Source organism: Bacillus sp. FSL L8-0193, from assembly GCF_037976065.1.
Taxonomy (GTDB): Bacteria; Bacillota; Bacilli; order Bacillales; family Bacillaceae; genus Bacillus; species Bacillus paralicheniformis.
Genome location: NZ_CP150261.1, coordinates 639,600 through 652,403 on the forward strand (window position 1 = coordinate 639,600; position 12,804 = coordinate 652,403).

Genomic DNA, 12,804 nt, shown 5'->3' on the forward strand with positions numbered 1-12,804 from the left:
GTTTATTTAGGGTGCTGTTTAAAGCATCAGTGAACGGATGCAATTGAATTGAAAAATCGAATGCCGATTACAGGCCATAAGCTTTCTGCGAACGGCGGATCGATTAAAAATACCGAGGGTTTCATCCCTTGGTATTTTTGTTGTTACATCTTCTAAAAACCATGTCCAGCCTTTCGGCAAATTCCTCCGGATATAAAACGCATCCCACATGATTGCCTGGAAAATCGACCACTTTCGTTTTCAAATGATCAGCCAATGCTTCTGCATACCTGTACGGGAGACAGCCTTGCGAATCAATGCCGCCGGCAGGAACGACTGTAACCGGTGAAGCTTTAAGCCTGCCGATGTCGGGTGAATATTCTCTTAAACCCGGCACCTCGGACAGGATAAAATAGTCAATGTTGGCCATGAGCTGCTCCGTCCGGGTTTTTGGACGGTCCGGCTGAGCTGTGGACGTAATGCCCATCGCTTTCGCGAATGCTTCTAAAGCCTGTAATCCGCTTCGTTTGTATTGTTTTTCAAGGTTCTCCAAGCTCTCGAACCCTTTGGTGCGGTCACTGCCGGCCAACAATTGCGGAATCGGAGGCTCGTGTGCGACCAACATGCGGATTTGTGCAGGATGGCGGATGGCAAGATCAAGGCCGATGACCGCGCCGGAGCTGCAGCCGAATACATGGGCCGGTTCATCCGTCAGAGCGGCCAGCAGCCGGCTCGCATCATCGCTGTGTGCGGAAACCTGGTAATTTTCATTCGGATCTTCCAGCCTGCTGCGGGAATGCCCGCGGCGGTCGTATGTGATAACCGTGTAACGGTCGGATAGGCGGTCTGTAATCGGGTATGATTCTGCATCGCCGTTGCCCCCGTGAATCATAAGCAAGATAGGCCCAGAGCCGCGCACTTCGTAGTAGAGCTTTGCTCCGGGTACTTCCAATACACCGTGTTTCATGACAATATTCTCCTCTCGTTGCATGATCACTTTTACATTACATGACGGAGAAAGCATAGAAAATGCAGAAATCAGCTAATAAACAAACTCGCCATATTAAAAAGCACCGATCACAAGGATCCGTGCTCCAGTTTATTTTGTGTAAACGATTTTTTTAATCGTTTCGATGGAAAGATGATGTTCCGCTGCTAAGTGCTCAATAGTTTCGCCATTTTTAAAGGCCCTTTTTATCGCGGTGTTGCGATCATCGATCAGCTTTCTTGCTCCTGAACGTGCACCCCATTTTTTGTGGGCGGATTCAGTCTTGGGAATGTAGATCGTTTCCCCTTGAACATACTTTTGAATTTCCGATAGCAGCTTTTCAGGTAGAACAGCGGCAGCCTTTACGTATGCCATGTTTGCCAGCTCCTTATTCCTTTGATTGTAAAATAAGGGGCAAAGCCAATTACCAGAAAAGCTTACTTCAGGCGATTTTATTTGTCCACCCCATGCAAAGTATCGCCTTTTCCGATAACAGGCTTTGCATGAGACGCTGCATGATCCGGCATTCTGATGCTTGCCATGTGATCACCTCCTTCGAATTTGCTATTCATTATAAATGAAATCGAGATTGGCGGCACTTGATGATAAAATATTTTTAAAAAGAATGACCAGTCCGCAAACTATTTTTCACGCTCCCGCGTCTATCCTAATGTAACAGCCGTATATACGTATATTCAAAAAAGGAGTTCTTTATTGCAATGAAGAAACAAGCAGCCAGAGCGTCTCTTGTCGCTTGCATAACAGACCGGAAAGAAGACTTTTACCGGCTGGCGTACAGCTATGTGAAAAATCAAGAAGACGCCTTAGATATTGTCCAGGAATCAATCAAAAAAGCGCTCGATTCCGTCGATTCTGTTCGCAATCCGGATACGATTAAAAGCTGGTTTTACAAAATTTTGGTGCGGACGGCAATCGATTTTTTGCGCAAACGGAAAAAACTAAAGGTTATGGATGATCAAACGATCGAATTTTTAAGCAAGGGCAAGGAAGATATCTACCGGGATACAGACCTTCATGAGGCGCTTGACGAGTTGCCGCATCCCTACCACACCATTATTGTTCTGCGATTTTTTGAGGATCTCAAACTGGAAGAGATTGCGGAAATCACAGGCGAAAATTTGAATACGGTCAAAACGCGCCTTTACAGAGGATTGAAGCTTATGCGCATCCAATTGACGAAGGAGGATCTTTCTTAATGGAAAAGAAATTGGAACAGCTGAGAAAAGCATATCAAAACGTCCCCATTCCGAAGGAACTGGATCAGGTTGTCGAAACTGCGCTTCAGCATAAACCGAAGAAGAAGAGAAGGCTGGTGGTATGGCCTGCATCAACGCTTGTCGCGGCGGCTGTACTATTGGCTGCCGTCGTGAATATCAATCCCGGAGCAGCCCAGGCCATGTCGCGTTTACCCGTCATCGGCAAGGTCGTTAAGGCCATCACATTCACCGAGATCAAACAGAAAGATGGAGAATCGAGTATTGACGTGAAAACACCGGCTCTGTCCGGCTTGAATAACCGGGAGCTTGAAAATGGCATTAACGAGAAATATGTAAAGGAAAGCCGTCAGCTTTACCGGGAATTCATGAAGGAGACGTCCCGGAATAAAAAAGGGCATCTCAGCATCTACAGCGATTATGAGACAGTCACGGATACGAAGGATTTGATTTCGATTCGGCGAAGCGTCGAAAGAACGGAAGCGTCCAGCTATACCGAACGGCGCTATATCACCATTGACAAAAAGAATGAAATTCTGCTTACCTTGAAGAGTTTGTTTAAAGACGACCGGTATATTACGGCCATCAGCGAAAACATTAAAGAACAAATGAAACAGCAAATGAAAGATGATCCTGATAAAATATATTGGATCAATGACGAGGAAGTCGAGCCATTCAAACGAATCAAGGCCGACCAAAATTTTTATATTACAGAGAATCATAAACTGGTGATTTCATTTGACGATTATGAAGTCGCACCCGGATATATGGGCGCGGTAGAGTTTGAAATTCCGACTAAGGCGATTTCGAGCCTGCTGATCGGCGACCGCTACATCCGCTAGTCAAAAAATCCATGATTCGCTGAAATCATGGATTTTTTACTTTTTACAACTTTGTAACACCATATTCAGCTTGAAACTTTTATACTAGAGAGACGGCATCATTCAGGGTAGATAAAAATGACGATTTTTTGAAACAAAAAACGGTCCTGACTTCGTCTATAATATCGGAGCCGTAAAAGGCGCGAAACATAAAGAAGAACCGTACGTACATATCATTGGAGGAATACCATGCGAGATCAGACACAACAACACCGTTACATACCGGGGTTAGACGGGCTTCGGGCTTTTGCCGTTTTGGCGGTTATCGCTTACCACCTCAACATGAGCTGGGCCGACGGAGGCTTTATTGGCGTTGATATCTTTTTTGTTTTATCAGGATATTTGATTACATCGATTATCCTGCCGGCGTATGGAAATGACATTTCCCTCACATTCAGAGATTTTTGGGTGCGCCGGATACGGCGGCTGCTTCCAGCGGCGACGCTCATGATTTTCGCAACCGTCATATGGGTCGCTTTGTTTAACAGAGAGCTGATGCATACCGTGCGGGGAGATGCGATCTCCTCTCTTTTATATGTCAGCAATTGGTGGTTTATCTTTCACGACCTCTCATATTTTGATAGTTTCGGATCGCCGTCTCCTTTAAAAAACTTGTGGTCACTGGCGATTGAAGAACAGTTTTATTTCATCTGGCCGATCATTTTGCTGTTGGGCATCTACATATTTAAAAAGCGGGAGAGGCTGGCTGCGGCGGTTGTGCTGTGTGCGCTTTGTTCAGCCGTATGGATGAGCATCCTGTACATCCCTGGCGGCGATCCGAGCCGCGTATATTACGGGACTGATACGCGCGCCTTCGAGCTGTTGATCGGATGCGCATTAGCCCTTGTGTGGCCGATGAAAAGACTATCTGGGAACAGGCTCCCAAGCAGCCTGAAGCACGCGTTGCACGGAACTGAGCTTGCCGCTTTCGCGCTGCTTATGATGAGCATTTATTTTGTCGATGAATTCAGCCCGTTTCTCTATCACGGCGGAATGCTTCTGATCAGCATAATCGCAGCGATTTTGATTGCATGCGTCAGTCATCCGAGCAGCTTCTTGGGCTTTGCCCTTTCCGTGAAGCCGCTGCGCTGGATCGGGAAAAGGTCGTACGGCATTTATCTTTGGCACTATCCCGTCATCGTGCTGAGCACACCTGTTCAAGAGATTGGAAATCCGGTGTTCTGGCATGTTGCGATTAAGGTCGCTGTTACGTTTATTCTGGCGGAACTTTCGTATCGCTTTATCGAGAAGCCAATCCGACAAGACGGTTTTAAACCGTTTGTCAGCCGGGTTTTTCTGGATAAGATCACGGAATGGAAAACCGCTTCCGTTCCCAGCAAAATATCAATCGGACTGATGTTTGCCGCACTCCTCATTTTTGCAGGAGGCCTGTCGGGATTGGCCGACGAAAAGAAACAGCCGCAACAGGCCTATTCCAAATCTTATGAGGAAACAAGCGCCTCAGCGGATCAGCCGGCTGACAAAAGTGAAGAACGGAAGGATGATAAGAAAGCACAAGCTGAAAGCGGGAAAGATGATGAAACTAAAAGCCGGCAGAAAGCCGGCGGGGATGAATCGTCAAATACAAAAGATGAGCAGTCTGCGGAAAAAGAGCCTGATCATATCGAGAAAGAGGTATTGGCTGTCGGGGATTCGGTCATGCTTGACATTGCTTCCAGCCTGCGTAAGAAAATTCCGGGAATTACAATCGACGGTCAGGTTGGAAGGCAAGTGAGGGAAGCGCTTCAATTGACATCAACCTACGCTTCCTTTAATCATTCGGACAAAGCCGTCGTAATTGAACTGGGAACAAACGGCTATTTTACGGACAGTCAGATGGACGCTTTACTTGATGCGTTCTCAAACGCTGATGTCTATCTCGTGAACACGCGCGTCCCCCGTCAGTGGGAGAGCAAGGTGAATGAATCGCTTCGGAAGCAAGCGGACAGCCGTCAAAACGTGACATTGGTCGATTGGCATACTGAAGCCCTGAAACATCCCGAATATTTCACCGCTGACGGCGTACACCTGATGCCGAAAGGGACCGAAGCTTTGGCATCGCTTATCGTCAAAGCGATGAAATAATGCTTAAACATAAAAAGAGGCTGTTATTTCTTGAATCTCGTGATAAATCTAATCAAATAAGGTGTTTTTAAAGTTTCTTTTACTAGTTTGTTATGATGTTTTGTAAAATTTTTTATTTGTTTTCTTCTATGGGGAACCATTAACAAAGGTAATCTATCTTTGCGAAACCATCCGATTTTTGCTGTTTCCGGCCCTTGTTTAATGGGTTCCCCACCTAGTAATTTTCCTGAATAGATGTACTGTATGTCATGATATTGCGGTTGATCGTACTCTCCTATTTTGCACATAATAGAAATACGGTAGCCTGTTTCTTCTTCCATTTCCCTCATGGCGCATGTTTCCGGCTGCTCGTGCTTTTCCATTCTGCCTCCTGGCAAGTCCCAGACAGGATAATCTTTTCTTTTAACCAGAAGTATTTTTCCTTTGCTATTTTCCACAATTGTAAAGCAACCTACAGTGTTTACTGCATTCAAGTTAAGATAACTCCTTCCTGTGTTTCACTTCAATTATAAATCATCTGACCGATTCGATCTCCGATCTTAACCGGTCATGAGCAATCCTCTTTCACAGCCAAAAAAATATGTTACAATATACAAATGTTTTGCGATCCTCCAGTTTATTTCATGATGAAACAATATATTTTACTAGCTTGAAAGAAAGGTTTGATACTATGCTCCATAATCCAACAGGAAAGGAACGCCTTGCATTGGCTTTTCTGCTCGGCATGCTTGCGATACTGGGCCCGCTGAATATCGATATGTATTTGCCAAGCTTTCCCGAAATTGCCGATGATTTATCAGCTGGAGCCTCGCTCGTACAGCTAAGCTTAACAGCGTGTTTGATCGGGCTTACGTTTGGTCAGCTCGTTATTGGGCCGGTCAGTGATGCACAAGGAAGACGGAAGCCCTTATTAATATCCATCTTTTTATTTGCGTTGTCTTCTTTGTTTTGCGCGCTTTCCCCGAATATTATTATGCTGGTCATTGGTCGTTTTTTACAGGGTTTTACCGCTTCGGCGGGAATTGTGCTGTCGCGCGCCATTGTACGGGACGTGTTTACAGGCAGAGAGCTTTCTAAATTTTTCTCGCTTTTAATGGTGATCACCGCGGTTGCGCCAATGGTCGCACCAATGACGGGGGGAGCCATCCTGCTTTTGCCGTTCGCTACTTGGCATACGATTTTTTATACTCTATCATTGATCGGATTGTTCCTAGTGCTCGTTATCTCAATGAAATTGACTGAAACATTGCCGCCTGACAAACGGATTCCAAGCTCAATCGGTTCGTCTCTCAAAACGATGGGAAGCTTGTTGAAGGACCGGTCTTTCATCGGCTATGCGCTGACTGTCGGTTTCATTCACGGAGGCAGCTTTGCATACGTGTCCGGAACCCCTTTTGTATATCAGGACATCTATGGGGTTTCTCCTCAAGTGTTCAGCGTGCTGTTCGGCATTAACGGCCTCGCTATTATTTCGGGAAGCTTTATCATCGGGCGTTTCGGGGGAATCATTCATGAGAGGAAGCTCTTGCGGATCGCGGTTATTACCGCTGTCATCGCGACATCCGTTCTCCTGACGATGACGATTTTGAAAGGACCGCTTGCAGCGATTGTCATTTCCATCTTTATCTACATGATAACCATCGGAATGACGTTGACAAGCACATTTACGCTGGCGATGGAAAACCAGGGACACCGTGCGGGCAGTGCAAGCGCGATGCTCGGCATGCTTCCGCTTCTGCTCGGTTCGATCGTTTCGCCTCTCGTTGGAATGAATGAAACAACGGCCGTTCCAATGGGTGCGATCATGTTTATTACAGCTGTGATCGGATCTTTCACCTTTTTTGCCTTAACACGGGAAAGACAGGGGGAGCGGTAAAGATAAGGACGGAATCACTTGATTCCGTCCTTTTGTTGTTATAGAGAAGCCCGGAGAATGGCGAGTACGTCATCTTTGTTTAGTTTTTGGAAATTGGCGAAGCCGCCGTGCTCGATTTCTTTAGCGGCGATGTCTGCGATCAGATCGAGCTTTTCTTCGCCGATGCCGTAGTCGGCAAGGCGGGAAGGAGCGCCAAGGCTTGTCCAGAACGCGGACAGCTTATCGATTCCTTCAAGCGCGATGTCTTTATCGGTTTTGCCTTCTGTGTCAATGTCAAACATGTTCAGCATAAGGGCTTTGAAGCGGCTGACATTCGTATCAAGCGTATATCTCATCCAGTTCGGGAACAAGATCGCAAGGCCGCCCGCATGCGGAATGTCGTAAACGGCCGAAACGGCGTGCTCCATTGTATGGGAAGCCCAATCGCCGAAATAGCCCATTTGCAGCGTGCCATTCAAAGCGATTGTGCCTGCGTATAAAATGGTTTCCCGGTGCTCATAGTTTTGCAGGTCTTCCAACAGCTTCGGTGCCGTTTCGATGACCGTCTGCAAAACGGAAAAGCACATTCTGTCCTGAAGCGGCGTGTTTTTGACATTATGAAAATATTGTTCAAACACATGGCTCATCATATCAACAATGCCGTAAACCGTTTGGTTTTCCGGGACGCTGAACGTATTTTCAGGGTCTAAAATGGAGAACTTCGGATGCGTGACATCGCTTCCCCATACATATTTTTCATTCGTTTCCCAGTTTGTAATGACGGAATCGGGGTTCATTTCAGATCCGGTTGCAGCTAAGGTTAAAATCGTACCGAACGGCAGGGCGTCTTTTGCTGTCGTTTTTTTGCTGAAGATATCCCAAGGGTCGCCGTCGTATTTTGCTCCGGCAGCAATCGCTTTTGTGCAGTCGATGACGCTTCCTCCGCCGACAGCGAGGAGAAAATCGATTTCATGCCGGGCACACAATTCGATCCCTTTTTTAACCGTAGCAAGACGCGGATTTGGTTCTACTCCGGAAAGCTCGTGCATGTCAGCGCCTTCTTCTTTCAACACGCGCGTAACTTCGTCATAAAGACCGTTCTTTTTAATACTGCCGCCTCCATAAACAAGCAATACATTTTTTCCGTATTCCTTTAATTCTTTTCTTAACTGTTCAAGCTGGCCTTTTCCGAAGATCAATTTCGTTGGATTGTAATAGCTGAAATTTTCCATTGATGAACAAACCTCCTATGGTATATGTAAAAACAGTTTTCTACTATAACATATTGAATCGTATAGAAAAAGAGGCCGTGTTCTTACAAAGGACAGGGTCAAATTGTACAGAGGGGAGGAAGCACACACCTGATTTACTGCGTAAAAAAGCTTGCCGACTTTGCCGGCAAGCTGAGGAGGCCGTTCTGTCTTCAGGTTAAAACCTATACTGAGACGTCCGCCGATTCGTTGATAGAAATGACCATTGAGACAGCGGTTCCGTCATCCGGCGCACTCTCGATATTCAGTTCGCTCCCGCAGAAGTGCTTCAGTCTTCGGTTGATATTTTTCATACCGACGCTATGAGTGAAATGAGAGGAAAAGATATCGTGTTGTTTTTCCGGCGGCATGCCGATTCCATTGTCCTCTATCTTGATATAATAGCGGTTTTCGCTTTCTTTTTTTGCCGTCAGCTTGATCCAGCCTCCGCCTCTTTTTTTGCTGATCCCGTGGTGGACGGCATTTTCGACAAGAGGCTGAATCATTAATGGCGGAAGGGCAAAGTCAATGTCTGCGTCAATATCGTAAATGACGTCCAGCCGATCGCCGAAGCGCGTTTTTTCAATAGAAAGATACGAATTCACAATCGACAGTTCATGTTTGAAAGAACTCATCCCTGATGTATTTTGAAAATCAAAACTCATTCTTAAGTAGTTTGTAAAATCAGCCGTTACTTCGCGCGCTTTTTCAATATCCAAATGACTGAGCGCGATAATTGTATTTAATACGTTGAAAAGAAAGTGCGGCTTGATCTGCGATTGGAGGAATGCCATCTCCATATTGGTCGCTTGGGCTGCCGTATCTTTCATCATGATCAGGTTTTTAACGCGGGCTGCAAATTCAGTGTAGTTGTACGGTTTTTGCAAAATGTCATTTGCCCCGGCGTGAAAAGCCTTGTATTTATCATGATCGATGATGGCTGCCGTAATAATGAGAACCGGAAGTTCCACCATTGTGAATCTTTCACGGATTTTCATAGAGACTTCAAACCCTGTCATATCGGGCATCATCAGATCCAAAATCACCAAGTCAAGCTTTGATCGGGAGGCGACTTCGAGAGCCTCTTTGCCGCTTTTTGCTGCGATGACTTGATAAGGAACGCCTTTAAGCATATCGGCCAAAATTTTTAAGCTTTCAATGTTATCATCGACGATCAGAACAGTTGGAGCATCCATTTTCTTTGAATAATACGGCGTGCTGATTGAAACATCGGGCAAACTCCTGACGGCTTGCTGTTGAGGCATGTTCACTTTATCGTCAAGAAGCGAGTCATCCTTTGCGACAGGCAGTGTGAAATGAAATGCCGATCCTTTCCCTTCTTCCGATTCTACCCAGATCTCCCCATTTTGAAGCTGAACGAGCTGCCTGACGATGCTTAAACCGAGCCCGGCTCCGTCATCTTTATGGTTTTTTGCTTGTTGAAAAGATTCGAATATCGATTGACGGACGGCCTTTGGTATGCCGACTCCTGTATCCGCTACAGTGATTTTGACCTTCTCTTGGTTGATCCTCTCGGCAGAGAGCGTAATTTGTCCCTCCGGCGTATACTTGATTGCGTTATCTACCAGGTTGGTCATGATTTGCCGGAAGCGGTTTTCGTCAGCTAAGACGAGCGGCAGTCCGGATGGAACCCGGTTTACAATCTGGACCTGTTTATTTTTTGACAACAGCCGATAGAAGCCCATTTCCGTACTGATCGCTGAATGGGTATCGACAGGAACGGCTTGAATCTGCAGCATGCCCTGCTTCATTTTTTCCAAATCGAGAATGTCATTCACCAGGCTGGAGAGCCTGTATCCCATGCGGATGACCAGCTGCAGATTTTCTTTTTCTTCCTCTACCGTCCTTTTGCTTTTCCTTGCCAAAAGGGTCTGGCATATATTAATCATGCTGTTCAGCGGCGTTTTAAATTCATGCGATGTTTTGGCGATAAATTCGTCTTTTAATCGATTCATTCTGAGCAATTTCAAGGATAGGACTTCATTCTCGCGGAATGCGCCTGCGAATTGCTGTGCCATCATCAGAACAGCCGCCAGCAAAGCGATGATTGACGGCACGGCATAGAGCGAATTGAACGAAAAGCCTCTTTTGCCGCTGTAAGCAGAAACGGTCGTTAAAATGACGAATGCGCTCATTGAGATCGCTGCAATCGTAAGATAAAGACTGCCTTTCATTTTCCGAAGGGCAGCAATCGCAAACACATACGTAATATAAATCAAAGTCGTGACGGCAAGAACGGAATGCAATACATATGCGAGACGGTCTGTAAAACCCCATGATATAAAATCAATCAACAAAACCAGTGCAGAAAATGCAGTCGCGCCGATTATCCATTTTTTCGAAACGATTTCTCTGTAAGCGAAATAGAGATAGAGAAAAACCGCTATACTGACAAGCACCATTGTGGTTGCCCTCATTACGCTTAAAGCCGAGAATGAAACAGACGGAAAGAAAAGAAAGATCATTCGTTCTCGTCCGATTAAAAGCACAATGACTGAAAAAAGAAGACACATCGTGGAAAAAAAGAATAAGTGCTTATCCTTTTTTCGATGCAGGAAAAAGCCGAGAAAGTATAAACCGGTAATGAAGAATGCCGTGATCATGCTGGTTTCATTAAAGAAAGAAATTTTGCTTTGGTGTAAAATGTGCTGCTGCGTTCCGAAGGTAATCGGTTTTTCTATTCCCCATGAAGGTGTTTTTTTGAAGTTCGAAAATTGTACAATCAGTTCGTTGTCCCCGCGGTGAATCTCGAAAAAACTCGTATAAGGCCTGTTTTGAGCCCTGAAATTCGCTTTACTTGAAGGAGTTCCGCTCTGCCCGATCAATTTGCCGTTGAAATAAATTCGGTTTGCGCTGTTAATAAAAGAGGTGCTGATTCCGAACATCTCATTGTCCTGCTTTGACCGGATCATCAGTCTGTATGTACCGTAATCCACGTTTTCCCCTGAATCGGTAAGTTTGACATTGTTAGGCACAGCGGAATAAATGGGGGCTTTTCCAATGCCTGAATGGATCGCCTTTGGCGAGAGAAGCTGGTTTCGATAGAGTGTCCATTCCCCGGTGAGCGCGATGTTCCCATCTTTCTGAAAATCCCATGTTTCCAGATTGATGATTCCTTGCTTTGCTTCAGGGTAATTCTGATCGGACAGTTGATTGTTAATGAATAAGAAAATAAAAAAGAAGCCGGCATAGCCGAGAATAATCGAAAGGAAAACAAATAGCTTTTTCAATATCAGCACTCCTCATTCAGCCTGCTGCAGTGTTGTCGAATCCATATGAATATTGTACTCTTAAATGTTAATAAACGACAAGAATAAGAAAATGAATCCAACTAAGTAGGGCCATTGACATGATATAATCATTATAATAATTTCCAGATGACTCGATGAAATTGGGGTGGGTGTCGTGAAAGCGTTAATTGTGGATGATGAGGAATTGGCATTGCTTCATTTTAAAAATATGCTTGAACGAACAAATTGTTTTCGATCCATTGAAATGTTTCAAGATCCGGCTGATGTTATGGAGTATCCGGATATTCAGGATATAGACACGGTGTTTCTTGACATTGAAATGCCGGGGATCAACGGGATTGAGCTCGCTGAAGCGATTCAATCGATGAATGAAAACATTCAGGTTGTTTTTATCACGGCCTATAACGATTTTGCTATAAAAGCATTTGAATTAAATGCGATGGATTATTTGCTTAAACCCGTCGATTACGTCCGGCTCGTGAAGACGGTTGAACGGATCAGAGAAAACAGCTTGCTGAAGGCTTCCGCGGAAAACGGCGGAGGAGACTATTTCATTCAATGTTTTGGGAGTTTGCAATTTTACAAAACGGAGAAGGATGTTAAAACATATATACCCGTAAAGTGGAGAACGTCCAAAGCACGCGAAATTTACGCGTATTTGCTTCATCATCACGGCCATGTGATCAGCAAAGACGTGTTGATCGACCTGTTCTGGCCTGACCATGATGTCTCTAAAGCGAGCACCCAGCTGTATACGGCGATTTATCAAATCAGAAAATTAATCGAAAGGCTTCCTTTTAGCCAATCCATCGAGAAGACTGACACCGGATATGTCCTCCGGATTTCCGGTGTGAAAGTGGATGCTGACGAATGGGAAAAGTCGCTGAAAGAGGCTCCTCCAATTCATATGGCGACGATCAACCGGCACATGGAATTGCTGCTTGCATACGAAAACCATTACTTTATGGAACACGGTTATTTGTGGGCCGAACCCGAAAAGACACGGCTTGCCCGGATATGGCTTGGAAAAGCTTATGAACTGGTCGATTGCCTTATTCGTGAAAAAGACTACCGCCGGGCGCTTGATATATGTCTGCAGGTCGAGAAATTCGAACCGTACGATCATAAAATCATCCAATACAAGATGCAGCTGTTTAATAAAACCGGGAATGTAGAAGAAGCGATCAAGGAGTATGAGCGCTACAAACTCATCAAGGACAAAATGAATGAAATGTAAACACGAGGACCGGATCAGCCGG

10 protein-coding genes and 1 pseudogene are annotated in these 12,804 nt (G+C 45.2%); 5 read left to right on the forward strand and 6 right to left on the reverse strand.

The genetic code is table 11. The features are described from left to right. Window positions 1-121: 121 nt before the first annotated feature. Window positions 122-946 carry an alpha/beta hydrolase gene (locus MHH76_RS03230; protein WP_052500250.1) on the reverse strand — a complete coding sequence of 275 codons (825 nt, stop codon included), beginning with the start codon at window positions 944-946 and terminating at the stop codon, window positions 122-124. Between the two features lie 132 nt (window positions 947-1,078). Continuing rightward, entirely contained in the window at window positions 1,079-1,342 is a 264-nt protein-coding gene (locus MHH76_RS03235) for a CD3324 family protein (protein WP_020450308.1), read from the reverse strand. A 344-nt stretch (window positions 1,343-1,686) separates the two neighbouring features. Here MHH76_RS03235 and MHH76_RS03240 point away from each other — a divergent pair, with 344 nt between their 5' ends. From MHH76_RS03240 to MHH76_RS03250, 3 genes are all read left to right on the forward strand, one after another. After that, entirely contained in the window at window positions 1,687-2,184 is a 498-nt protein-coding gene (locus tag MHH76_RS03240) for an RNA polymerase sigma factor (RefSeq protein ID WP_020450310.1), read from the forward strand. Further along, window positions 2,184-3,044 (forward strand): DUF3298 and DUF4163 domain-containing protein, encoded by an 861-nt coding sequence (locus MHH76_RS03245; protein WP_020450311.1) that lies wholly within the window; start codon window positions 2,184-2,186, stop codon window positions 3,042-3,044. The genes MHH76_RS03240 and MHH76_RS03245 overlap by 1 nt, the downstream gene beginning before the upstream one ends. A gap of 228 nt (window positions 3,045-3,272) precedes the next feature. Then, on the forward strand, window positions 3,273-5,168 hold the full coding sequence (locus MHH76_RS03250) for an acyltransferase family protein (protein WP_023857818.1): 1,896 nt from the start codon (window positions 3,273-3,275) through the stop codon (window positions 5,166-5,168). A gap of 23 nt (window positions 5,169-5,191) precedes the next feature. On the opposite strand, the gene MHH76_RS03255 is transcribed toward MHH76_RS03250, so the two are convergent. Continuing rightward, on the reverse strand, window positions 5,192-5,641 hold the full coding sequence (locus tag MHH76_RS03255; protein WP_023857817.1) for an NUDIX hydrolase: 450 nt from the start codon (window positions 5,639-5,641) through the stop codon (window positions 5,192-5,194). Window positions 5,642-5,838: 197 nt separating this feature from the next. On the opposite strand from MHH76_RS03255, the gene MHH76_RS03260 reads away from it, so the two are divergent. Beyond that, a complete protein-coding gene (locus MHH76_RS03260; protein ID WP_023857816.1) occupies window positions 5,839-7,044 on the forward strand; it encodes a Bcr/CflA family efflux MFS transporter in 1,206 nt (401 codons plus the stop codon). A gap of 38 nt (window positions 7,045-7,082) precedes the next feature. Here the strand turns inward: MHH76_RS03260 and MHH76_RS03265 are convergent, their stop codons facing one another. The 3 genes and pseudogenes from MHH76_RS03265 to MHH76_RS03275 all read right to left on the reverse strand — a co-directional run. Continuing rightward, a complete protein-coding gene (locus tag MHH76_RS03265; RefSeq protein ID WP_023857815.1) occupies window positions 7,083-8,255 on the reverse strand; it encodes an iron-containing alcohol dehydrogenase in 1,173 nt (390 codons plus the stop codon). A 203-nt stretch (window positions 8,256-8,458) separates the two neighbouring features. After that, window positions 8,459-9,538 (reverse strand): response regulator, encoded by a 1,080-nt coding sequence (locus MHH76_RS03270; RefSeq protein ID WP_308442921.1) that lies wholly within the window; start codon window positions 9,536-9,538, stop codon window positions 8,459-8,461. Between the two features lie 45 nt (window positions 9,539-9,583). After that, window positions 9,584-11,206, reverse strand: a pseudogene (locus MHH76_RS03275) (sensor histidine kinase); the annotation flags it as partial. A gap of 493 nt (window positions 11,207-11,699) precedes the next feature. On the opposite strand from MHH76_RS03275, the gene MHH76_RS03280 reads away from it, so the two are divergent. Further along, entirely contained in the window at window positions 11,700-12,782 is a 1,083-nt protein-coding gene (locus MHH76_RS03280; RefSeq protein ID WP_023857813.1) for a response regulator, read from the forward strand. Window positions 12,783-12,804 lie beyond the last annotated feature (22 nt).